18 protein-coding genes are annotated in these 22645 nt (G+C 72.2%); 9 read left to right on the top strand and 9 right to left on the bottom strand.

Going from position 1 to position 22645, the window contains the following annotated elements; genetic code table 11:
* The first annotated feature begins 90 nt into the window (after positions 1-90).
* Positions 91-696 carry a hypothetical protein gene (locus ACGFNI_RS13730; RefSeq protein WP_393683484.1) on the top strand — a complete coding sequence of 202 codons (606 nt, stop codon included), beginning with the start codon at positions 91-93 and terminating at the stop codon, positions 694-696.
* 32 nt (positions 697-728) lie between these two features.
* Here the strand turns inward: ACGFNI_RS13730 and ACGFNI_RS13725 are convergent, their stop codons facing one another.
* From ACGFNI_RS13725 to ACGFNI_RS13715, 3 genes are all read right to left on the bottom strand, one after another.
* Positions 729-1490 carry an enoyl-CoA hydratase/isomerase family protein gene (locus ACGFNI_RS13725; RefSeq protein ID WP_393683482.1) on the bottom strand — a complete coding sequence of 254 codons (762 nt, stop codon included), beginning with the start codon at positions 1488-1490 and terminating at the stop codon, positions 729-731.
* Positions 1487-1969, bottom strand: a complete 483-nt coding sequence (locus ACGFNI_RS13720; protein ID WP_393683872.1) for a Zn-ribbon domain-containing OB-fold protein — start codon at positions 1967-1969, stop codon at positions 1487-1489. Before ACGFNI_RS13720 ends, ACGFNI_RS13725 begins: the two co-directional genes overlap by 4 nt.
* A gap of 138 nt (positions 1970-2107) precedes the next feature.
* The gene (locus ACGFNI_RS13715) at positions 2108-3259 is read right to left on the bottom strand and encodes a lipid-transfer protein (protein WP_393683480.1); all 1152 of its coding nucleotides are present in this window, start codon (positions 3257-3259) and stop codon (positions 2108-2110) included.
* Between the two features lie 106 nt (positions 3260-3365).
* Between ACGFNI_RS13715 and ACGFNI_RS13710 the strand changes: the two genes are divergently transcribed.
* Complete coding sequence (locus ACGFNI_RS13710) at positions 3366-5033, top strand: FadD3 family acyl-CoA ligase (RefSeq protein ID WP_393683478.1); 1668 nt, start codon at positions 3366-3368, stop codon at positions 5031-5033.
* A gap of 42 nt (positions 5034-5075) precedes the next feature.
* On the opposite strand, the gene ACGFNI_RS13705 is transcribed toward ACGFNI_RS13710, so the two are convergent.
* The 6 genes from ACGFNI_RS13705 to ACGFNI_RS13680 all read right to left on the bottom strand — a co-directional run bounded on the left by ACGFNI_RS13705 (position 5076) and on the right by ACGFNI_RS13680 (position 12670).
* Complete coding sequence (locus ACGFNI_RS13705; RefSeq protein ID WP_393683476.1) at positions 5076-5666, bottom strand: TIGR03086 family metal-binding protein; 591 nt, start codon at positions 5664-5666, stop codon at positions 5076-5078.
* Between the two features lie 206 nt (positions 5667-5872).
* Positions 5873-7468: a class I adenylate-forming enzyme family protein gene (locus ACGFNI_RS13700; protein WP_393683474.1), complete on the bottom strand. Its 1596-nt coding sequence runs from the start codon at positions 7466-7468 to the stop codon at positions 5873-5875.
* Positions 7469-7647: 179 nt separating this feature from the next.
* Entirely contained in the window at positions 7648-8214 is a 567-nt protein-coding gene (locus ACGFNI_RS13695) for a hypothetical protein (protein WP_393683472.1), read from the bottom strand.
* A 255-nt stretch (positions 8215-8469) separates the two neighbouring features.
* The gene (locus ACGFNI_RS13690) at positions 8470-8661 is read right to left on the bottom strand and encodes a hypothetical protein (protein ID WP_393683470.1); all 192 of its coding nucleotides are present in this window, start codon (positions 8659-8661) and stop codon (positions 8470-8472) included.
* A gap of 486 nt (positions 8662-9147) precedes the next feature.
* Entirely contained in the window at positions 9148-9513 is a 366-nt protein-coding gene (locus tag ACGFNI_RS13685) for a laminin G (RefSeq protein WP_393683468.1), read from the bottom strand.
* Between the two features lie 214 nt (positions 9514-9727).
* Complete coding sequence (locus ACGFNI_RS13680; RefSeq protein WP_393683466.1) at positions 9728-12670, bottom strand: BTAD domain-containing putative transcriptional regulator; 2943 nt, start codon at positions 12668-12670, stop codon at positions 9728-9730.
* Between the two features lie 437 nt (positions 12671-13107).
* Here ACGFNI_RS13680 and ACGFNI_RS13675 point away from each other — a divergent pair, with 437 nt between their 5' ends.
* The 7 genes from ACGFNI_RS13675 to ACGFNI_RS13645 all read left to right on the top strand — a co-directional run bounded on the left by ACGFNI_RS13675 (position 13108) and on the right by ACGFNI_RS13645 (position 22613).
* Complete coding sequence (locus ACGFNI_RS13675; RefSeq protein WP_393683870.1) at positions 13108-14334, top strand: amidohydrolase family protein; 1227 nt, start codon at positions 13108-13110, stop codon at positions 14332-14334.
* Positions 14335-14366: 32 nt separating this feature from the next.
* Positions 14367-15317, top strand: coding sequence for a TIGR03619 family F420-dependent LLM class oxidoreductase (locus ACGFNI_RS13670; RefSeq protein ID WP_393683464.1), 951 nt, complete (start codon positions 14367-14369; stop codon positions 15315-15317).
* A gap of 83 nt (positions 15318-15400) precedes the next feature.
* Entirely contained in the window at positions 15401-16186 is a 786-nt protein-coding gene (locus ACGFNI_RS13665) for an SDR family NAD(P)-dependent oxidoreductase (protein WP_393683462.1), read from the top strand.
* Positions 16187-16283: 97 nt separating this feature from the next.
* Positions 16284-17414, top strand: coding sequence for an LLM class flavin-dependent oxidoreductase (locus ACGFNI_RS13660; RefSeq protein ID WP_393683460.1), 1131 nt, complete (start codon positions 16284-16286; stop codon positions 17412-17414).
* A 91-nt stretch (positions 17415-17505) separates the two neighbouring features.
* Entirely contained in the window at positions 17506-19245 is a 1740-nt protein-coding gene (locus ACGFNI_RS13655; protein WP_393683458.1) for an amidohydrolase family protein, read from the top strand.
* On the top strand, positions 19242-20744 hold the full coding sequence (locus ACGFNI_RS13650; RefSeq protein WP_393683456.1) for an aldehyde dehydrogenase family protein: 1503 nt from the start codon (positions 19242-19244) through the stop codon (positions 20742-20744). The genes ACGFNI_RS13655 and ACGFNI_RS13650 overlap by 4 nt, the downstream gene beginning before the upstream one ends.
* A 303-nt stretch (positions 20745-21047) precedes the next feature.
* On the top strand, positions 21048-22613 hold the full coding sequence (locus tag ACGFNI_RS13645) for an APC family permease (protein WP_393683454.1): 1566 nt from the start codon (positions 21048-21050) through the stop codon (positions 22611-22613).
* The last annotated feature ends 32 nt before the right edge of the window (positions 22614-22645 follow it).

The following is a 22645-nucleotide window of genomic DNA, read 5'->3' as shown; positions in this document are numbered from 1 at the left end:
TTCGGTGGCCGCCGCTTGCTAGGCTGCCGTGCACGCGTCAAGCCTGGTGGGCGGGCGCGGTAGGTCGTTTTCACGGGGGTCTGACACGTCATGCAACAACGCACGCGCACGCGCGCACACATCCGCACCCGCACCCGGGCGGCGGTGGCGGCGGGACTCGTGCTGGCCACGGCCGTCACGGTCGGTGGCTGCGGACGGAGCCACGGCAGGGGCGGATTCATCGGAGGCATCGGCGGCGGCCCCGACCACGTGGTGTCCGCGCCGTCCTACTCGCCAGCGGCCGACCCGTACGCCACCTCGACGCCCGACCCCTACGCCACCCCGGCGGACGGCGCGAGCGACGACCCGTACGCGCCGTCCTCGTCGCCGTCGCCGACCCAGGAGTACTTCGACCCGGACGGCCGCTCCGACGTCGACGGCAGCGGCTGCGACTTCTCCGAGTCGCTGCACCAGTTCTCGTACACCGTCTCCGTCACCAACCCGTCCTCGTCCGACAGCTTCTCCTACGACATGGAGGTCAACTGGATGAAGTCGAAGCCGGCGGACGGCCACACGTACGGGCGGCACCAGCGGAGCATCGTGGTGGGGCCGGGCGACACCGAGAGGTACACCGCCCGCTACACCGTCAACCAGTCGTCCTTCGCGCGGTTCTGGTTCACCTGCGAGATCACCAAGGCGGACAAGTCCCGGATGTGAGCGGGGCGGTGACCTAAGGGCTGTCCTCCGGGTCAGGTCGGGGCGTCCCGCTCTCTGGCGGCGAACAGGGCGGCCTGGCGGTCCGGCGGCAGGTTGCCCAGGGCGATCAGCTGCGGGGCCAGGGCCAGCGCCCGTTCCCTGGTCGCCTCGTGGGCCGCCCAGAGGGCCCGCACGGTGCCCTGGACGGCGTCGGTCGGCTGGGCGGCCAGGACGGCGGCGCGGCGGAGCGCCGTCGCGGCGGCGGCGCCGGGCGCGGTCACCTCGCTGACCAGGCCGGTGGCGTGCGCGCGCGCCGCGCTCAGCCGCTCGGCCGTGCCCATCAGGGCCATCCTGGCCGCTTCCCCGTAGGGCATTCGCTGAGCCATGAGGATCGCCTCGTAGGCGCTGACCATCCCGTAGGTGGTGTGCGGGTCGAAGAACGTGGACGTCTCGGAGGCGATGATGAATTCCGCCTCGCCCAGGAGGTAGCAGGCGCCGCCGCAGGCCATGCCGTCGACCGCGGCGATCACCGGCTTCCACAGGTCGTTGGATTTGGGCCCGATCCGCAGCAGCGGGTCGTCGAGGGAGAACGGCGAGGACGGCTGCGGCACGTCCACGGAGCGGTCGATGCCGGTGCAGAAGGCCCGGCCGCCCGCCCCGGTGACCACGGCCGCGCGTACGGAGTCGTCGAAGCGGAACGACCGCCAGACGGCGGCGAGTTCGGCCGCCGACGCGAGGTCGATGGCGTTGAGCCGCTCGGGCCGGTCCAGGGTGATCTGCGCGACCCCGTCCGCGATCTCGGTCCTGATGCTCACGGCCGCTCCAGGAGCCAGCGGGGCACGGTGGTACCTCCCGGCAGGGTGTGGAAGGCGACCTTCACCGGGGCGCCGATCCGCAGCCGCGCGGGGTCGACGGAGTTGAGGGCGGCGTCGGCCGAGGCGACGAGGTTGCCGACGAGCCGGATGCGCGGCGCGTCCGCCAGCTCCACGACGATCGCGTTGTACGGCGCCTGCGCGGCGTAGGCGGGCAGCAGCGGCGGGTGCGGCAGGACGTAGGACCAGATACGGCCCCGGCCGCTCATCGGCCGCCAATGGCTGTCGAACGACTGGCAGTGCGGGCAGCAGGGGCGGGGCGGGAAGCGCAGCTCGTCGCAGGACGTGCAGACCTGGATGCGCAGTTCGCCGCGGGCCGCGTACTCCCAGAACGGCGCGCCGTCCTCGTCGGGGACGGGAACCAGCAGGTCAGCGGCGGTCTCGGGGGGATTGTCAGTGGGGGGTGTCACGATGGGTGCCATGGAATTACCAACAGTGTTCGCGGTGGCTTTTTGGTCCGGTGCGGTGGTTTCCCTGATCGGTGCGGTGGCGGGTTCCCCGCTCGGTGCGGCGGCTTCCCGGCCCGTTGTGCCTGCGGTGTCACGAGCGCTCATCGGGTATCAACTCCTCAGCAGCAGGGCCGATGTGGGGACTCCCTCGCCCGCGGTGACCAGGCAGGTGGTGGCGTCCTTGACCTGCGCCGTGCTGGTGCCGCGCAGCTGTTTGACGCCTTCGGTGATGAGGTTGAAGCCGTGGACGTACGCCTCGGAGAGGCCGCCGCCACCGGTGTTGATCGGCAGCCGGCCGCCGGTCTCCAGGGCGCCGCCCTCGGTGAAGGCCGCGCCCTCGCCGCGTCCGCAGAATCCGTAGCCCTCCAGGGAGAGGGGAATCAGGGGGGTGAACGCGTCATAGATCTGTGCCACATCGACGTCCTGCGGGCCGAGGTCGGCGCCCTTCCACAGGTGGCGGGCGGCGGTCCAGGCGGGCCCGGTGAGCGGGTCGTCGTTCCAGTAGTTGACCATGCCGTGGTGCTGGGCGGGCAGGCCCTGGGCGGCGGAGTGGACGTAGACGGGCTTGCGGCGGCAGTCGCGGGCGCGCTCGGCGGAGACCACCACGCAGGCCAGCGCCCCGTCCGTCTCCAGGCAGTTGTCGAAGAGGCAGAGGGGTTCGCTGATCCAGCGTGCGGTCATGTACATCTCCCGGGTCAGCGGGCGTTCGTACATGACGGCGGCCGGGTTCTGGTTGGCGCGGTTGCGGCAGGCGAGTGCGACGTTGAAGAGGTGATCGCGGGTGGCGCCGTACTCGTGCATGTAGCGGCGGGCGAGCATGCCGATCTCGTCGGCGGGGCGCAGCAGCCCGAAGGGCCGGGTCCACTGTCCCGGGGTGGGCAGCTGGACCGCGGTGTTCTTCCAGGGTCTGGGGCCCGAGCCGCGTTTGCGGGACCGCCAGGCGACGCCGACGCTCGCCTGTCCGGTGGCGATGGCGGCGGCCAGGTGGGCCACGGTCGCGCAGGAACCGCCGCCTCCGTAGCCGACCTTGGAGAAGTGGGTGACGTCGCCGGCGCCGATGGCCTTGGCGACCTCGACCTCGTCGGTCTCCTCCATGGTGTAGGAGGCGAAGGCGTCCACCTCGGATGCGGCGATGCCGGCGTCGTCCAGTGCGGCGACGATCGCGCGGCAGGCCAACTCCTTCTCGGAGGCGGGCAGTTGTTTGGCAAAGGGAGTCTGCCCGATGCCGGCTATCGCCGTAGCGTCCTTGAGAGTTGCCCCCATCGCCACCTCCGTGGTCGGTCGCCAGTGCTGACAGCGGAGGAGGCTACCGTTAATCTGACGGGTAGTCAGCTATCGGGCGGGCGGCACTTTCCCGGGAGGTCGGACGATGCGCGGTGACCTGGAACTGCGGGCGGACCTGAAGTACGGCTCCATCCCCCGCCTGGTGCGCGCGGCCGTGGAACGGCACGGCCCCCGGGAGGCCGTGATCGACGGCAGAATCCGCCTCTCCTACGCGGAGTTGGGCGCCCGGGTGGAGCGCGCGGCAGCCGCCTGCATCGCCTCCGGCGTCGCGGCGGGCGACCGGGTCGCCGTCTGGGCGCCCAACACCGCCGACTGGATCGTCTCCGCACTCGGCGCCGTCACCGCCGGCGCCGTCCTCGTCCCCGTCAACACCCGCTTCAAGGGCGCCGAGGCCGCCTACGTCCTGCGCCGCACCCGCGCCAAGATCCTCTTCATCACCGGCACCTTCCTCGGTACGTCCTACGTCGCCTCGCTGCGCCGCGCGGCCCATGAGGGCGAAGGCCGCGGACCGCTGCCCGGCCTTGAGCACCTCCAGCGGGTGGTGGTGCTCTCCGACGACGCGCCCGCCGACTTCACCACCTGGAAGGAGTTCCTGGCCGAAGGCGCCGATGTGCCCGCGGACGCGGTCCGCGCACGGGCCGATGCGCTGCCCCCGGACGCGCCGTCCGACATCCTCTTCACCTCCGGGACCACCGGTCACCCCAAGGGCGCCGTGATCACCCACGCCCAGACCCTGCGCGCCTACGGCGTGTGGAGCGAACTGGCCGGTCTGCGCGCGAGCGACCGGTACCTCATCATCAACCCCTTCTTCCACACCTTCGGCTACAAGGCGGGCATCATCGCCTGCCTGCTGCGCGGCGCGACGATGGTCCCGCAGTCCGTCTTCAGCGTCCCGGCGGCGCTCGCCCGCATCGCGGCCGAACGGATCTCGGTACTCCCCGGGCCGCCCACCCTCCACCAGCAGCTCCTCGACCACCCCGCCCGCGACCGGCACGACCTGTCGGCGCTGCGGCTGGTGGTCACCGGCGCCGCCGTCGTCCCCCTGGAGCTGGTCGAGCGGCTGCGCGGCGAACTGAAGGTCTCCACCGTGCTGACCGCGTACGGCCTGTCGGAGAGCTCCGGCATCGTCACGATGTGCCGCCGTGGCGATCCGCCCGAGGCCGTCGCCGCCACCTCGGGCCGCGCCCTGCCCGGCACCGAGGTCCGCGTCGTCGGCCCCGATGGCCGCCCGGCGGCGCCCGGCACCCCGGGGGAGGTGCTGGTCCGCGGCTATCACGTCATGTCCGGCTACTTCGAGGATCCGGCGGCCACCGCCCGCGCCGTCACCCCCGACGGCTGGCTGCACACCGGCGACGTCGGCGTGCTCGACGCGGACGGCAACCTCCGCATCACCGACCGCATCAAGGACATGTTCATCGTCGGCGGCTTCAACGCCTACCCCGCCGAGATAGAGCAACTGCTCGGCCGCCACCCGGAGATCGCCGATGTCGCCGTCGTCGGCATACCCGACCCCCGCCTGGGCGAGGTCGGCAAGGCGTACGCCGTCCGCCGCCCCCGCTCGTCCCTCTCCGCCGACGACCTCATCGCCTGGTCGCGCCGCGAGATGGCCAACTACAAGGTCCCCCGGGAGGTCGAGTTCGTCGCCGAACTGCCGCGCAACGCCGCAGGCAAGGTCCTCAAGGGGCGGCTGCGGGAAGGCGGTTCGCGCCCTGGGGCACAGCCGGGCGGTTCGCGCCCCGGAGTGCAGTCGTGAGGCGGCGGGGCCCGGCCGCCGGGCCGGGTGCGCGCCCGCCGCCTACCGCCCCTGCGGCGGTGCCCAGGACGGGCTGCGCCCGCTCAGCGCCACCACCCGGTCCAGCAGCGGCGCATCGTCCGGCACGGAAACGGCGGGCCCGAAGATGCCGCGCTCCGGATCGCCGGCCGACGGCGCGAGCAGCGCGTACGAGACCCCGAGCGCGGCGGTGTCGGGCGCGTACGCCTGCCCCGTGGCGCGGGCCAGATCCCAGCCGTGCAGCACCAGTTCGTTGAGCGCGACCCGCCCGGCAATCGCGGCGGGCAGCGTGACACCGCCCGCCTGGGTCTCGCCCTCCCACGCCTCCGGCCGGTGCCAGGCATCCGCCATCTCGGCCAGATTCCGCTCCAGTTGGGCCCGCCAGCCGGCCTGCACGTCCGGTCTGCTCGCGCCGGGCGGGGTGGCGGTCGAAGGCCCCGGATCCTTGTCCGCCGCGCTCCGGAAGGCGCCGGTCAGGCCGACGAGGTGGCCCAGCAGATGGCGCACGGCGTAGTCCTCGCACGGCGTGGGAGCGTCGAGCTGGTCCTCACGGGTGTCCGCGGCGAGCTGCGCGACCAGACGCGTCTGCGCCGTGAAGTCGATCGTCTCGGTCATGTCCGGGCTTCCTTCCGTCGTCACCGGTGCCCAGGGCGGGTGCGCCGCGGCCGTGTCCGCCCCGCGCATCCGCGGCCGGTGCCACCCGCCCGGCCTCCAGTGAAGACGTCAGGGCCGCCACCGCCCCCGCGCCACACCGCCGTACGCCCGACCGCCGCCCGCTTCGGGCGTGCCCGCACCGCCCTGCCCGGTCCGGACGAGCGGCCCTATCCGGGCGCGTACCGCTCCCGCAGCGCCGTCTTCAGCACCTTGCCCAGCGGGCCGCCGCGGGGGAGTCCGGCCGTGATCTCCAGTTGCTCGGGCAGCTTCTGCGGCATGAGCCCGGCGGCCCGCAGGTGGGCGGTCAGTTCCGCCAGCGTCGGCGGCGGCGCGGCCGGTTCGGCGAGTGTGACCACCGCGCAGACCCGCTCGCCGCGCGCCCGGTCCGGCAGCCCGATCACCGCCGCCTCGGCGACCGCCGGATGCGTCAGCAGAAGATCCTCGATCTCCTGCGCCGAGATGTTCTCGCCCTTGCGGATGATGATGTCCTTGCTGCGCCCGGTCAGCACGAGGTGGCCGTCGGGCCGCAGATGCCCCAGGTCGCCGGTGCGGAAGTAGCCGTCGGCGTCGAACGCGTCGGCGGTCAGCGCCGGATCGGTGTACCGCCGGAAGACCATCGGCCCCTTGACCCGCACCTCGCCGGTCTCCCCGGCAGCCGCCGCGCTCCCGTCCGGCCGGGCGATCCGCACCCGCGCGCCCGCGACCGGCCGCCCCACGGTGTGCGCCAGCTGCTCGTCCCGGTCGTACGGCGTGCCCATCGCGATCATCGGGGACTCCGTCATCCCGTACCCGTGCACGAGCGCGCAGCCCAGCTCCCGCCGGGCCTCGGCGTACAGCTCGGGCGGCAGCGGCGCCCCGCCGCCCGACAGCAGCCGCAGCGCGGGGATCAGCCGCCCGGCCCGCGGCGACTCCTGCCGGTAGCGCCGCGACTCGTCCAGGAACGCCTGGTAGAAGGCGGTGCTGCCGCCTGCCATGGTCACGCCGTGACGCCGGTAGACGGCCGCCGCATCGCCGGGCCTGAACACCTCGATGACGACCGCGGGAAAGCCGCTGACCAGCATCGCGATGAGGTAGTCGGGCCCCGCGATGTGCGCGTAGGGGAACGCGATCGAGCCGACGTCGTCCGCCGACATCCCCAGCGCGGTGGCAAGACCCACCCCGCCGGCGATCAGCGAGGCGTCCGTGTGCTCGACGCCCTTGGGGGATGAGGTGGTGCCCGAGGTGTAGTAGATCCACCGGGTGTCTCCGGTGGCGTGGCCGTCCGGCGCCGGCACCGGCGCCGGCGCCGCGAGGGCGCGCGGGTCACCGGACGGCAGACCGTATCCGCCGCCCCCGGGGCCCTCCTCCTCGACGGTGAGCACCCGCACCCCGTCCCCGGCCAGCTTCCGCGCCATCGCCGTGAAGTCGAAGCCCCGCCACACCCCCGGTACGAGCACGAACTCGGCCGCCGACTCGGCCAGGATGAAGCCGACTTCACGTTCCCGGTGGAGGTGGATGACCGGCGTCTGCACGGCCCCGAGCCGGGCCAGGGCGATCGACGCGATCACCGTCCCGATCCGCGTCGGCAGCTGCCAGACCACCCGCGTTCCGGCCCCGATCCCCAGCTCCCGGAACCCGGCCGCCACCTGGAGGGCCTGGTCACGGGCCTCCCCGAAGGTGACGGTCCGCCCCTCCCCGTCGAAGAACATCGGCGCGTCGGGGGAGGCTCCGGCCCGGTGATCGACCAGTTCCCAGAGCGTCTGTATGCGAGCGGACTCAAACACGGCGCGCCTCCTGGCTGCGAGGGGAGCGGGCGGAACCGGGGCGCCCAGCCTAGAACTGACGATGCGTCAGGTCCAGATGCGGGGCGGCCACCGGCCCGCGGTCGCGGCGCGCTCGGGCCCGGGAGGGCGCTCGCCCGAGGGGTGCTCGCCCGTAGGGGCGGGCCCCTTACGGGCATGCCTCAGTGGCTCACGTCCGCAAGGCAGAGCGTGACCGTCTTGATGCGGCCCTGGTGCTCGGCGTACCGGGTGGTCCCGGCGGGGCACTCGTCGATGCGGGAGCTGTCCGCCCCGATCTTGTACTCGGCCTTCGCGTCGCCGCAGTCGATGACGAAGAGCACCGGGTCCGCGGTCGTTCCCCGGTTCTCCAGGCACTCGCCGACGTGTGCCTGCTTCGCGGTGCGTACCGGTGTGCTGTTGCCGGTCAGCGCCCAGAGGCCGCCGCCCGCGAGGGCGAGCAGCGCCACGGCGATGAGGCTGAACCGCACCGGATTGCCGCGCTTCCCGCCCGGAGGCGGCGGGAAGCCGGGCGCGAACCCGCCCTGCTGCGGCCCGCCCTGCCCGTACGGGGCCTGCGGCGGCTGCCCGTAGGGAATCGGGCCGGACCCCTGCGGCCCGTACGGGGGTGCGCCCTGCGGTCCGTGCGGGGCCTGCGGCGGCGGCCCGTACGGGGGCGGCGGTCCGTAAGGCGCCTGGCCCGGCTGTCCGTAGGGGGTGTGGCCGTCCGGCGGCGGTGGATACGCGGACACGGTGATCTTCCTTTGCGGCAGCGGTGGCGTCGCACGGATGGCGAAATCGCACATCGGAACGAGGCGGACCACCGTATCCCGGCCCGCTGCCGGGGGCGCGCGGCGCTGCCCCCTCGCACGCGGTCGCCCCGGTGACGGCCGTGCCGCGGCGCTCTGAGGGGCCGCAACGGCCGCTCGCACCCGGCCCCGTCCCGGGGTGCGTGAACCACCGGAGTTTGCTGACGGGGAACGGGTGCGAGGCGTGGCGTTCGCGGGTTACGGGGCCACGGGTATGTGGCTGTCCTGGGTGGTGACGTCGCCGGGTGCCACGGGGAAGTGGCTGTCCTGGGCGGTGACACCCGGGCCGGGGCTGGGGAAGTGGCTGTCGGCCAGGGCCGGAGTCGCCGCGGCGCCGGCGGCGGCGACGGCGAGGGCGATGGTGACGAGCGTGCGTCGGGTACGACTCATGTCAACTCCTCCGTGAGGAACGCGCCTTGGAATAGAGCGTTCCCGTGTGTAAACATCTCTTGCCGAACGACGGTAGCCCTTCACCAGGCAGATGTTCGACCGGAACCGGATAACTTCCGTAAAAATCCCGTGAGTTGACGCCGGTTGCGAGAGCTGGGGCGCGGTGTGGTCGCGGGCGTGCCGCAGGGGCCGGTTTCCGCGGTCGGCCTTTGCCGCCGCGGAATCCGGCCCCTGCGATCCCCCGGTCCCGGCAGCACGGCTGCCGGGACGCCCGGAACGACCGGTCCCTCCCCAGAGCTCCGGTCGTTCCGGTTGCCGGTCCCCCCTTACGAGCGCCGGTGTCCAGGACCCGTGTCCCCCCACGGATCCCGACCCTCCGGCCCTCCCCCCTGCGGATCCCCTGCCACCGGCACGGCACGGCGGGATCCGCTGCGAAAGGACTGCGGCGCGCATGGGCGATGCGCGACGGTCCGATGCGCGATCCGGTTACTTCGGGTCGGCGATCGGGCGGTTGCTGTCCTTGGTGTGGATGGCGTCCTCGCCCGCGGCCTTGCGCACGGTGTCGTCAGCAGGAGCCGGCCCGTCGGTGATCGGACGGTTGCTGTCCGCCGGGCGGATCGGACGGTTGCTGTCCATGGGCTGGATGGGGCGGTTGCTGTCCATCGGCTGGATGGGGCGGTTGCTGTCCGCCGGGCGGACCGGGCGGTTGCTGTCCATGGGCTGGATGGGACGGTTGCTGTCCATCGGGCGGATCGGACGGTTGCTGTCCATGGGCTGGATCGGGCGGTTGCTGTCCATCGGCCGGACGATGTCCTTGTCGTCGCCTGGCCGTGCCTGATTCTGAGTGCTCACGGTGGCTCAACTCCTGTGTGTGGGCGCTGATGATGCCACCCGTCCGGCAACTCCCCCGTGGGTTGCCGGACGAGTGGACCAGAGCCTGACACCTTGGCGGTGGGGCCCTGACACCGAGCCGCTTGCCCCCCGAGGCGGCGGTTCGATGTGTAAGAGGTTGTCGCGTGGCGATGAACGATCGATAAACGCCCGCGACGTAGGCCCTGACCTGGAGTTATGCGACGGCCGCCGGAGAGATGAGGTGGTGCATGCCGGTGTCGGCGGGCAGGCCGAGCTGCGCGCGGAGCGACATGACTTCCTGCCAGCAGACCTTGGCGCGGCCCGTGTGCCCGATCTGGCTGAGGGCGTGCCCCAGGGTGGTCAGGGTGTCGGCGCGCCAGCGCCCGCCGCCGATGCCGCGGAGCGCGGTGAGCGCCTGCTCGGCGTAGTTGGCGGCGCTGGTGGGGCGCCCGGCGGCGAGGTCGACCTCGGCCATCCTCAGGTACGTCATCCCCTCCCAGAACCGCTGCCTGCTGTCCTGGAAGATGGCGAGCGCGGCGGCGAGCTGGTCCGTGGCCTCGTCGAGGCGCCCGGCCAGGGTGAGGGCCATGCCCAGGGCGTACATGCCGTTGCCCAGCCTGCGGGAGGCGCCGGCCTCGCGGTAGCAGGCGATGCCCTGCTCGGCGAGGTGGATCGCGCTGTCGATGCGCCCGGTGTCCAGGTGGACGCGGGAGAGGTTGCACAGCGCGCTGGCCTCGGACTGCTTGCTGCGGTTGTCGCGGAAGGCGACCAGCGCCTGGTTGAGGTACGCCTCCGCCTCTTCGTGGTGGTGCCGGATGCCGGCGATGATGCCGCGGTCGTTGGGCCCGTTGGACGAGCTGAACGGGTCGCCGGCCGCGAGCCCGAGCAGGGTCGCCAGCTTCGCGTGCTCGTCGGCGTCGCTGAGCCTGCCGAACTGGGTGCAGATCGGTGACAGCGCCCAGTGCGCCCGCCCGGCCGCGTGCTGGTCGTCGGCCTCCAGTGCGGCGGCGAGCAGGGTGAGGTTGGCCTGTTCGTACTGGCGGTTGTTGGCGCCGGACTCGGCCATGTCCCGGGTGAGCAGCAGCAGATCGACGGCGCGCCGCAGCCCGGCGGGCCCGGTGTTCTGGAGGGCGCACGCGATCAGGCACCGGGTTTCGCCGAACAGCCAGGTCAGCGCCTCCGAGCGGTTGGTGAAGACCAGGCCCGGGTAGTGCGGCGTCTCCATCTGGTCGAGCAGGCTGTCGCCTGGCCGCTCCATCATGTACATCTGCGCGGCGGACGCCAGGTAGAAGTCGAGCAGCCGCGACAGGGCCGCGTCCCTTTCCTCCGGCGGCTGTTCGTCGCGTTCGGCGCAGGAGCGGGCGTAGAGGCGTACGAGGTCGTGGAAGCGGTAGCGGCCCGGGGCCGCGGACTCCAGCAGGGAGGTGTCCACGAGCGATTCGAGGAGGCTCTCGGCGGCGTCGGTGTCCATGTCGAGCAGGGCAGCGGCGGCGGCCAGGGACAGGTCGGGTCCGTCGGCGAGGCCGAGCAGCCGGAAGGCGCGGGCCTGCTGCGGCTCCAGCTGGCCGTAGCCGAGTTCGAAGGTGGCCTTCACGGCGAGGTCGCCGGCCCGGAGTTCGTCGAGGCGGCGGCGTTCGTCGGCGAGCTTGCGGGCGAGGAAGGAGACGGTCCAGGTGCGGCGGGCCGCCAGCCGGGACGCGGCGATGCGGATGGCGAGCGGCAGGAAGCCGCAGGCGCCGACGACGTCCATGGACGCCTCGCGTTCGGCGTTCACGCGCTCCTCGCCCACGATGCGGGTGAAGAGGGTGAAGGCTTCCTCGGGGCTCATCACGTCGAGGTCGATGAGGTGGGCGCCGGCCAGGTCGATCATCCGGGCGCGGCTGGTGATCAGCGCGGCGCAGCCTTCGGTGCCCGGCAGCAGCGGGCGGATCTGGGCGGCGTCGCGGGCGTTGTCGAGCAGGGTGAGCACCCGGCGTCCGGCGAGCGAGGAACGGTAGAGGGCGGCGCGTTCGTCGAGCCCGTCGGGGATGGAGGCTTCGGGCACTCCCAGGGCGCGCAGGAACGCGGCCAGGACGGTGTCGGGCTCCGACGGGCTGTGGCCCGCGCCCTGGAGGTCGACGTACAGCTGGCCGTCGGGGAAGTGCCGGTGCGCGGCGTGCGCGACGTGGACGGCGAGGGTGGTCTTGCCGACGCCGCCGATGCCGGTCAGCGCCGAGACCGCCATGACGTGGCCCTCGGCGGTGGCGAGCTGTTCGCTCAGCTCGGCGACGAAGGAGGCCCTGCCGGTGAAGTCCGAGACGGTGGCGGGGAGTTGCTGGGGGCGCGGAATGACCGGTTCGGCCTGGTTCCGGCTGGACGCGGGTGCGGTCGGCGGGTCGAGGTCCGGGTCGGCCCGCAGGATGCGCTGCTGGAGTTCGGAGAGCGAGGCGCGGGGGTCGACCCCCAGTTCGTCGGCGAGGAGCTTGCGGGTGTCGGCGTAGACGGCGAGGGCCTCGGCCTGCCGGCCGCTGCGGTAGAGGGCCAGCATCAGCAGCTCCCGCAGGCGTTCGCGCAGCGGGTGGGCGGCGGTGAGCGAGGTCAGCTCGGACACCGCTTCGGTGTGGCAGCCGAGTTCAAGCTCCAGTTCGAGACGGCCCTCGGTCAGGGAGCGGCGCCACTCGTCGATGCGGGTGCGCTGGTTGTCAGCGTACGGGCCGCCGAGCCCGGCGAGCGGTTCGCCGTCCCACTGGGCCAGGGCGGCTTCGAGCAGGTCGCGTGCGCGGTAGCGGTCGCCGGCCACCTTGGCCTTCTCGGCTTCGACGGCGTACTGCTCGGCGTGGTCGATGTCCAGGTCGAGCGGGCGGCCGTCGGCCGACCTGATCGCGTAGCCGCCGGACTCGCTGACCAGCATGTCGGCGTCGTCGCCGAGCGCCTTGCGGATGCGGGACGCGTAGGTGCGCAGGGCGGCGAGCGCGGCGTGCGGCGGTGCGTCGCCCCAGAGGGCGTCGACGAGTTCGGCGGCGGTGGCGGTGCGCCCGCCGCGCAGCAGGAGTGCGGAGAGGAGTGCGCGCTGCTGCGGTGATCCCGCCGCCAGCTCCCTCTCACCGCGCCACGCCCGTACGGGACCGAGCACGGTGAAGCGCAGTCGCTCCCGCCTCTGTCCCGGACCGTCGTCCATGGTGACCCCCTGCCCTGTCCCAATCGTGCGCGGTGTGTGCCGTGTTCCGCCGTGCGCAACGGCCAGTCTGCCTTGTCAGGGCCCCCTCCGTCAGTAGGAGGCCGGAGCGTGCACAAAGCCTCCCCGCCCGACCGGTGCCCGCCCAGGGTGGTGAGGCCATGACAAAGGGATACGGTACGCGGGAGCGCGCTCCGTGGTGTGCGCCCGTCCTGATTCGGACGCCTTCGTGCCCGTTCGGACACGCCCCGGCTGCCCCGTCGTCCCGTCCGTGCCTCACCGAGGATGCCGCCCCGGCCCCGGGTCCGTGATCTCCCCCCGGATTCTTCACCGTTCGTTCGCACACCGTCCTTCTCCGCGCCCGCGTTCTGTCCGGGTCATCCTTGTCCGCATTGCTGACGGGTCGTCAGATCGCGGTTACCGTACCTCTCATGGAGACCATGGAGACCTTCCCCAAGATCATCTCGGTGGACGACCACACGGTGGAGCCACCGCGCGTGTGGCAGGACCGGCTCCCGTCGAAGTACCGGGGAGACGGCCCGCGGATCGTCCGTGCGCCGGTGAAGGAAATGACGTTCGTGGGCGGCAAGTTCGCCCCGAAGATGGGTGCGCCGGGCGAGGAGGGACCGCTGGCCGACTGGTGGGTCTACGAGGACCTGCACCGGCCGCTGACCCGCCTCGACACCGCCGTCGGATACTCCCGCGACGACATCAGGCTGGAGGGCATCACCTACGAGCAGATGCGGCCCGGCTCCTTCTCCGTGCCCGACCGGCTCGCCGACATGGACGTCAACCACGTCCAGTCCGCGCTCTGCTTCCCCACCTTCCCGCGCTTCTGCGGCCAGACCTTCACCGAGGCCAAGGACCGTGATCTCGGCCTGCTCGGCGTGCGCGCCTACAACGACTGGATGGTGGAGGAGTGGTGCGGCCCCGAGGCGCAGGGCCGGCTGATCCCGCTCGCCCTCATCCCGCTGTGGGACGCCCAGCTCGCCGCCGACGAGGTGCGGCGCAACGCGGCCCGCGGCGTACGGGCGGTGTGCTTCAGCGAGATACCCCCGCACCTCGGCCTGCCCAGCATCCACACCGACTACTGGGATCCGTTCCTGCGCGCCTGCGACGAGACCGGCACGGTCGTGGCCATGCACATCGGCTCGTCCAGCCGGATGCCGTCCACGTCGGCGGACGCGCCGCCCGCCGTCGGCTCCACGATCACCTTCGCCAACTGCTGCTTCTCGATGACCGACTGGCTGATGAGCGGCAAGTTCGACCGCTTCCCGAACCTGAAGATCATGTACGCCGAGGGTCAGATCGGCTGGATCCCGTACATCCTGGAGCGCGCCGACGTCGTCTGGGAGGAGAACCGCGGCTGGGGCGGCGTCGCCGACAAGGTGCTACGCCCGCCGTCCGAACTCTTCGCCGAGCACGTTTACGGCTGCTTCTTCGACGACGCCTTCGGCCTCAAGAGCCTCGACGCGATCGGCGTCGGCAACGTCCTCTACGAGACCGACTACCCGCACTCGGACTCCACCTGGCCGAAGTCCCGCCAGGTCGGCGAGGAACAGATGGGACACCTGGCCCCTGACGTCGTCGAACGGATCGTACGCGGCAACGCGATCGAGCTGCTGGGGCTCACGGGGGAGGGGCTGTGGCGGGGCCGGAAGCCGTGAGCCGGGCCGGACGGGACGCCACGGAGGGGCACATGGTGCGGATACTGCCCGAAGGACGGCTGTCCTACGGCATGCAGCTGCCGGTGCAGGCGCAGAGTGTGCTGTTCGCCGAGGAGTGGGAGGCGGACGCGGGGCCCGGTGATCTGGTGGAGGTCGCGCGGGCCGCCGACCGGTACGGCTTCGCGTATGTCGCCTGCTGTGAGCATGTCGTGGTGCCGCGGCGGCTGGCGGGGGCGATGGGGACGGTCTGGTACGACCCGGTGGCCACGCTGGCGCATCTGGCCGCGGTCACCGAGCGGGTCGGGCTGCTGAGCCACGTCGCCGTGGTGGGGCTGAAGCATCCGCTGGTCAGTGCGAAGCAGTACGCCACGCTCGACCGGCTCTCGGGCGGCCGGCTGATCCTCGGGGTCGGCGCGGGGCACGTCCAGGAGGAGTTCGCGGCGCTCGGGGTGGACTTCGCGGGCCGCGGCGCGGTGCTGGACGAGACCGTGGACGCGCTGAAGGCGGCGCTGGGGCCAGGGGAGTTCGCCGAGTTCGCGGGGGAGCGGTTCGCGTTCTCGGATCTCGGGCAGGCGCCGCGCCCGGTGCAGGTGCCGCGGCCCCCGGTGTGGGTGGGCGGCTCCTCGCCCGCCGCGGTGCGCCGGGCGGCCGAGCGCGGCGACGGCTGGCTGCCGCAGGGCGACCGGCGCGAGCAGCTGCCGGCGAAGATCGCCCGGCTGCGGGAGCTGCGGGAGGCGGCCGGGATCGCGGAGCCCGCGGAGATCGGCACCATCGCCGAGCCGCTCTACGTCGGCGCACCCTCCTGGGCGGTCGGCAAGCGGACGCTGTCCGGGCCGCCGGAGCGGATCGCCGCCTCGCTGCGGGAGTACCGGGAGCTGGGGGTCGACCAGATCCAGGTGCGGTTCCGCAGCCGCGACCGCGGTGAACTCCTCGACCAGATGGCCGCGTTCGGGGAGCGGGTCGCGGTGCACCTGGACGAGTAGGCGGGGCCCGCCGGTGCGGGCGGCCACCGGTACGGACGGCGGGCGCCGGGCGCGCCCGCATCACGCGACGCTGGGAGAGCGGCATGGGCAAGCTGGACGGGCGGGTCGTCGTCATCACGGGCGCGGCGCGCGGGCAGGGCGAGCAGGAGGCGCGGCTGTTCGCCGCGGAGGGCGCCCGGGTGGTGCTCGGGGACGTGCTGGACGAGCAGGGGGCGGCACTGGCCGATGAGTTGGGTGAGGACGTGGCGCGGTACGTCCGTCTTGACGTGACGCGGGAGGAGGACTGGCGGGCGGCGGTCGGCGCGGCCAAGGACGCCTTCGGGAAGATCGACGGGCTGGTCGCCAACGCCGGGATCCTGCGCTTCAACGCGCTGGTGTCCACGCCGCTTGAGGAGTTCCAGCAGGTCGTCCAGGTCAATCAGACCGGCTGCTTCCTGGGCATCCGCACGGTGGCGCCCGAGATCGCGGCGGCCGGCGGCGGCACCATCGTCAACACCTCCTCGTACACGGGCCTGACGGGCATGGCGGGGGTCGGCGCCTACGCGGCGAGCAAGCACGCCGTCCTGGGGCTGACCAGGGTCGCGGCGATGGAGCTCGCCGCGAAGAAGATCCGGGTGAACGCGGTGTGCCCCGGGGCGGTGGACACGCCGATGACGAATCCGGCCGGGCTCGCCCCGGACACCGATCCGGAGGAATCCCGGCGGGCGGTGGACGGCCTGTACCGGAAGCTGGTGCCGATGGGGCGGATCGGCCGTCCTGACGAGATCGCCAGGCTCGCCCTCTTCCTGTCCTGCGAGGACTCCTCGTACATCACAGGTCAGCCGTTCGTGATCGACGGGGGGTGGCTGGCCGGCGTCGGCCTTTCCTGATGCTCCGTCAGGTATTGACGGCCCCGGGCGCCGGTGGAACAGTCGACCACATTCGAATCTGACGATGCGTCAGAAAACACTGGGACGGTGAACCCCCTTGGAATTCGGGCTCTTTGTGCAGGGATACGTGCCCGCGTCGCGGGCGAGGACGGACCCCGAGGCCGAGCACCACGCGCTGATGGAGGAGACCGAGTACGTCATCCAGGCGGACAGGTCCGGCTTCAAGTACGCCTGGGCCTCCGAGCACCACTTCCTGGAGGAGTACTCGCACATCTCCGCCAACGACGTCTTCCTCGGCTACCTCGCCCACGCCACCGAGCGCATCCACCTCGGCTCCGGCATCTTCAACCCGCTCGCGCCGGTCAACCATCCGGTGAAGGTCGCCGAGAAGGTCGCCATGCTCGACCACCTCTCCGGCGGACGCTTCGAGTTCGGCTCCGGGCGGGGCGCAGGCAGCCACGAGATCCTCGGCTTCATGCCGGGTGTCACCGACATGAACCACACCAAGGAACTCTGGGAAGAGACCATCGCGGAGTTCCCCAAGATGTGGCTCCAGGACGAGTACGTCGGCTTCAAGGGCAAGCACTGGGAGCTGCCGCCCCGCAAGATCCTGCCCAAGCCGTACGGGGCCTCGCACCCGGCCATGTGGTACGCGGCGGGCTCGCCGTCCTCGTACGCGATGGCCGGGCGCAAGGGCCTGGGGGTGCTGGGCTTCAGCGTGCAGAAGGTCGCCGACATGGAGTGGGTCGTCGAGTCGTACAAGACCGCCGTCAAGGAGGCCGAGGCGGTCGGCGACTTCGTCAACGACAACGTGATGGTGACCTCCACCGCCATCTGCGCCGAGACGCACAAGAAGGCCGTCGAGATCGCGGTCGGCGGCGGGCTCAACTACCTCCAGTCGCTGCTGTTCCGCTACCACGACACCTTCCCGCGGCCCGATGGCGTCCCCGAGTGGCCCGAGCTGCTGCCCGATTACACCGAGGAACTGGTCGAGCTGCTGATCGCCGAGGAGCTGATGATCTGCGGCGACCCGGACGAGGTGCTCGGCCAGTGCAGGCGCTGGGAACAGGCGGGCGCCGACCAGCTCTCCTTCGGCCTGCCCATCGGCATCGGATACGAGGACACGCTCACCTCGATCAAGCTGATCGGCGAGCACGTCATCCCGAAGATCGACACCGATCCGGTGCACCGCACGACGCGCTTCCGGCAGGCGGCGGGCGGCAGCTGAGCCCGCAGGCCCGTTCCGGCACGGGCGGCGCCCCGCACGTGGCACGGCGCCGCCCGCCCCGCACGCACCCACCGAGAAAGGGATCCACGCCATGCTCGACCACCTGATCAAGGGCGCGACCGTCGTGGACGGGACGGGTGCGCCCCGCCGCGCAGCCGACGTGGGCATCCGGGACGGGCGCATCGCCGTCGTCGCGGACCGGGGCAAGGTCACCGAACCCGCCCTGACCAGCGAGGACGCCACCGGCCTCGTGCTCGCGCCGGGGTTCGTCGACCCGCACACGCACTACGACGCGCAGCTGTTCTGGGATCCGTACGCCACCCCCTCGCTCAACCACGGCGTGACCACCGTCGCCGGCGGCAACTGCGGCTTCACGCTCGCCCCGCTGCACCCCGACCGGCCCGACGACGCCGACTACACCCGGCGGATGATGAGCAAGGTCGAAGGCATGTCGCTGGTGGCGCTTGAGGAAGGCGCGCCCTGGACCTGGCGCGGCTTCGGCGAATACCTGGACGCCCTGGAGGGCCGGATCGCGGTCAACGCCGGTTTCATGGTGGGGCACTGCGCGCTGCGCCGGCACGTCATGGGGGCCGACGCGGTCGGCGGGCAGCCCACCGAGGCGCAGCTCGCGGCGATGGTCGCGCTGTTCCACGACGCGATGGACGCCGGCGCCTGGGGCCTGTCCACGACGCAGTCGTCCACCCACTCCGACGGCGACGGCGCGCCCGTCGCCTCCCGGCACGCCTCCCCCGCCGAACTCCTGGCGCTCTCCCGCGCGGTGGCCGAACACGAGGGCACCCAGCTTGAGGCCATCGTCTCCGGCTGCCTCGACCGGTTCGACGACGAGGAGATCGACCTGCTGGTGGCGATGACGGCCGCCGCCGGGCGCCCGCTGAACTGGAACGTGCTGACCATCGACGCGGCGGTGCCCGAACGCGTACCGCGCCAGCTGATACCCAGCGCCCGCGCCCGCGATGCGGGCGGCCGGATCGTGGCGCTGACCATGCCCATCCTCACCCCGATGAACATGTCGCTCGGCACCTTCTGCGCGCTCAACCTCATCCCCGGCTGGGGCGACATCCTCGGCCTGCCGGTGCCCGAACGCATCGCCCGGCTGCGTGACGCGGACGTACGGGCCGAGATGCTGCGCCGCGCGGGCAGCGAAGAGGCCGGGATCTTCCGCCGGCTGGCCCGCTTCGACCGTTACGTCATCGGCGACACCTACTCCGCGGCCAACGAAGGGCTCAGCGGCCGGGTGGTGGGCGACATCGCCGCCGAACGCGGCCAGGAGCCTTTCCACTGCCTGGTGGAGATCTGCGCCGAGGACGCGCTGCGCACGGTGCTGTGGCCGATGCCCACCGACAACGACCCGGACAGCTGGGCACTGCGCCGCGAGACCTGGCAGCACGAGGACGTCATGCTGGGCGGCTCGGACGCCGGCGCGCACCTGGACCGCATGTGCGGCGCGCCCTACACCACCCGCTTCCTGGGGGACTGCCTGCGCGGGCGCAAGCTCGTCGGTCTGGAGGACGCGGTCCGGATGCTGACCGACGATCCGGCGCGGCTGTTCGGGCTGCGCGGGCGCGGCAGGATCGCCGACGGATACCACGCCGACCTGGTGCTCTTCGACCCGGAGCGGATCGACGCCGGGCCCGCCACGCTGGTGCACGACCTGCCGGGGGACAGCCCGCGGCTCGACTCCAAGGCGCTGGGCATCGTGAGCGTACGGGTCAACGGCGTGGAGACGATCCGGCACGACGTGGTGACCGGCGCGGTGCCGGGGACGGTGCTGCGCTCGGGGCGGGACACGGAGACGGTGAGCACCAAGTGAGCGGCGCGGGCGGGGAGTTCGCGGAGCGGCTGTTCATCGGCGGCGAGTGGACCGAGCCTGAGCGCGGGCACTACGACGTGCGGGATCCGGCGACCGAAGAGGTCGTGGGGCGGGCGCCGGAGGCGAGCGGTGCGCAGGTGCAGGCGGCGGCCGAGGCGGCCCGCGCGGCCTTCGGCCCGTGGTCGCGCACCGCGCCGGAGACCCGCGCCCGGGTCCTGGACCGCACGGCGGAGATCATCCGGCGCAACTTCGGCCGGTACGCGGAACTGGCGCAGGCGGAGAGCGGCGCGACGACGGCCACCGCGCGCGGCATGCAGGTGGGGGTGTCGGTGGCGCGCTTCCAGCGGTACGCGCGCGGCGCCCTGGAGCCCGTCGAGACCCCGCTGCCGCCGCAGATCAACGAGGCCGGGCCGATGGGGCGGGCGGGGGTGTTCGGGGCGTTCGCGGCCCGCCGTCCGGTCGGCGTGGTCACCTGCATCACCTCGTACAACAACCCGTGGGCCAATCCCGCGGGCAAGGTCGCCCCGGCGCTGGCGATGGGCAACACGGTCGTGGTCAAACCGGCGCCGCAGGACCCGCTGTCGGTGTACCGGATGGCCGAGGCGCTCCAGGAGGCGCTGGCGGACGCCGGGGCGCCGCCCGGGGTGGTGAACGTGGTCTCCGGCGAGCGGGCGGCGGTCGGCGCGGCTGCGGTCGAGTCGCCGGACGTGGACATGGTGAGCTTCACCGGTTCCACGGCCGTCGGGCAGCGGATCGCCGAGGTGTGCGGGCGCGGGATGAAACGCCAGCTGATGGAGCTGGGCGGCAAGGGCGCCGCACTGGTCTTCGACGACCTCGACGAGGCGGGCCTGGACGCGGCGGTGGCCGGCATCGGCACCACCTTCGCCTTCTACAGCGGACAGATCTGCACCGCGCCGACCCGGGTGCTGGCCCAGCGCGGGATCCACGACCGGCTGGTGGAGCGCCTCGCCCGCTACGCCGGGCAGCTCACGGTCGGCGATCCGCGGGCGCGGGGCACCGTCGTCGGCCCGGTGATCTCCGCGGCGCACCGCGAGCGGGTCGAGTCGTACATCGCGCTGGGGCGCAAGGAGGGGGCCACGGTGGTCGCCGGCGGGGAGCGCCCGGACGGCCCGGACACGGCGCGCGGCTTCTACGTCGCGCCGACGCTGTTCGCGGACTGCACCCCCGCGATGCGGGTGGTGCGCGAGGAGATCTTCGGCCCGGTGGTCGTGGTGGTCCCCTTCGACGACGAGGAGGAGGGCATCGCGCTGGCCAACGACAGCGACTACGGCCTGCTGGACTACGTCTGGTCAGGCGATGTGGCGCGGGCCTTCCGGGTGGCCGGGCGGCTGCGGGCGGGCGGGGTCGGCGTGAACACCGTCGGGCGGAACATGGAGGCGCCGTTCGGCGGCTTCAAGCACAGCGGGGTGGGCCGGGACGTGGGCTCGTACGCGCTGCACGCGTACAGCGAACTCCAGTCGGTGGTCTGGCCGGGCTGAGGGCGGGATCCGGCCGGGACCGGGAGAGGGACGGGCCGGGACGGAGGCAGGGACGGGCCGGGACCGAGAGCGGGGACGGGCCGTCAGAAAAACGGACGGGAAATTTTCGGAACGGGCAAATCGGGCAGGGCTGCGGTTCCCGCAATGCGGAAGGGTGGCCGGGGGTCCATGAAGTCGAAGGTGGGTTGAGTTAAGTTCATTGTGTTCATTGAGTGATGCCGCTGATTCGCATTCATAGTGAAGGCATCCGTGTCGGAGTCCGATCCTCCGGATGCGGAAACAGCAGCACTTAACGTCCTGTTCATGGTTCAGGTAGACCCCCGGCCCCAGACCGGAGACACGGTAACGAGCGTCGGCGCCACCGGTGGTGACACCCGCAGCAAGGGCCTGAGCGGCAACTCCGTCGGCCTGCTCGGCAGCGCGGTCATCGGCGTCTCGACGGTCGCGCCGGTCTACTGCCTCACCTCGACCCTCGGCCCGACCGTCGGCGAGGTCGGCCTGCAGATGCCGGCCGTCTTCCTCGCCGGATTCCTGCCGATGCTGCTGGTCGCCTTCGCCTACCGCGAGCTGAACAAGGCGGTCCCGGACTGCGGCACGTCCTTCACCTGGACGGTCAAGGCGTTCGGCCCGCGCATCGGCTGGATGTGCGGCTGGGGCCTGGTGATCGCGACGATCATCGTGCTCTCCAACCTCGCCGGCGTCGCCACCTCCTTCTTCTACCTCCTGCTCGGCGAACTCACCGGCAGCCAGACCGTCGCCGACCTGGACGGCAACAAGGCCGCGCACGTCCTGACCTGCCTGGTCTTCATCGCCGCCGCCACGGCCATCAGCTACCGCGGGATGACCGCCACCAAAGGCGTCCAGTACGCCCTGGTCGGGCTCCAGTTGGCGGTGCTCGCCGTCTTCGTCGTGATGGCCGTCGTCAAGGCACGCTCCGGCACCTTCGCGGGCTCCATCGACTTCTCCTGGACCTGGCTCGACCCGTTCGCCGTGCAGTCCTTCTCCGCCTTCACCGCCGGTCTTTCGCTCTCGATCTTCATGTTCTGGGGCTGGGACGCCTGCCTGACGGTCAACGAGGAGACCGCGGGCAGCGCGAAGACCCCGGGCCGCGCGGCCCTCCTGGCCATGCTGGTGCTCATCGGCTCCTACCTGCTCACCGCCGTCGCCTCTCAGATGTTCTCCGGCGTCGGCGACAAGGGCCCAGGACTCGGCAACCCGGACACCGCCGACAACGTCTTCGCCGCGCTCGCCGACCCGGTCATGGGCACCGTGCTCGGCGTGCTGCTGTTCGTCGCGGTCCTCGCCTCCGCAGCCGCCAGCCTCCAGACCACCTTCATCCCGGTGGCCCGCACCGTCCTGGCGATGAGCGCCTACGAAGCGCTGCCCGCGTCCTTCGCGAAGATCCACCCGCGGTTCCGCTCCCCGGGCCGGGCCACCCTCGCGGCCGGCGCCGCCACCGGCGTCTTCTACGCCGTGATGAGCTTCCTCAGCCAGAACGTCCTGATCGACACGATCTACGCGCTGGGCCTCATGATCTGCTTCTACTACGCGATCACGGCCTTCGCCTGCGCCTGGTTCTTCCGCCGCGACCTGCGCAACTCTGCCCGCGACCTGCTCTTCAAGGGCGTCTTCCCGGTACTCGGCGGCGCCTTGCTGACGGCGGTCTTCGGCAAGACGCTGATCGACATGTGGAACCCCGCCTACGGCTCGGGCAGTTCCGTGCTCGGCGTCGGCTCGGTCTTCGTCATCGGCGTCGGACTGCTGCTCATCGGCCTCGTCATCATGCTGGTGATGCGGCGCCGCAGTCCGGCCTTCTTCCGCGGCGAGGTCCTGACGCGGTCCACTCCCGCCCTGGTGGTGGCCGAGTAGCGGAGCACGGCGGCGGGCGGCCTGGTGAGGGC

The organism is Streptomyces sp. NPDC048644, from assembly GCF_043199105.1.
GTDB lineage: Bacteria > Actinomycetota > Actinomycetes > Streptomycetales > Streptomycetaceae > Streptomyces.
This window is presented reverse-complemented; position numbering and strand designations above follow the sequence as displayed.

Excerpts from the sequence above, each read along its gene's own strand:
- ACGFNI_RS13730 (WP_393683484.1), top strand. The coding sequence starts at position 91 with ATGCAACAACGCACGCGCACGCGCGCACACATCCGCACCCGCACCCGG.
- ACGFNI_RS13720 (WP_393683872.1), bottom strand. The coding sequence starts at position 1,969 with ATGGCACCCATCGTGACACCCCCCACTGACAATCCCCCCGAGACCGCC.
- ACGFNI_RS13715 (WP_393683480.1), bottom strand. The coding sequence starts at position 3,259 with ATGGGGGCAACTCTCAAGGACGCTACGGCGATAGCCGGCATCGGGCAG.
- ACGFNI_RS13710 (WP_393683478.1), top strand. The coding sequence starts at position 3,366 with ATGCGCGGTGACCTGGAACTGCGGGCGGACCTGAAGTACGGCTCCATC.
- ACGFNI_RS13705 (WP_393683476.1), bottom strand. The coding sequence starts at position 5,666 with ATGACCGAGACGATCGACTTCACGGCGCAGACGCGTCTGGTCGCGCAG.
- ACGFNI_RS13690 (WP_393683470.1), bottom strand. The coding sequence starts at position 8,661 with ATGAGTCGTACCCGACGCACGCTCGTCACCATCGCCCTCGCCGTCGCC.
- ACGFNI_RS13680 (WP_393683466.1), bottom strand. The coding sequence starts at position 12,670 with ATGGACGACGGTCCGGGACAGAGGCGGGAGCGACTGCGCTTCACCGTG.
- ACGFNI_RS13675 (WP_393683870.1), top strand. The coding sequence starts at position 13,108 with ATGGAGACCTTCCCCAAGATCATCTCGGTGGACGACCACACGGTGGAG.
- ACGFNI_RS13670 (WP_393683464.1), top strand. The coding sequence starts at position 14,367 with ATGGTGCGGATACTGCCCGAAGGACGGCTGTCCTACGGCATGCAGCTG.
- ACGFNI_RS13665 (WP_393683462.1), top strand. The coding sequence starts at position 15,401 with ATGGGCAAGCTGGACGGGCGGGTCGTCGTCATCACGGGCGCGGCGCGC.
- ACGFNI_RS13655 (WP_393683458.1), top strand. The coding sequence starts at position 17,506 with ATGCTCGACCACCTGATCAAGGGCGCGACCGTCGTGGACGGGACGGGT.
- ACGFNI_RS13645 (WP_393683454.1), top strand. The coding sequence starts at position 21,048 with ATGGTTCAGGTAGACCCCCGGCCCCAGACCGGAGACACGGTAACGAGC.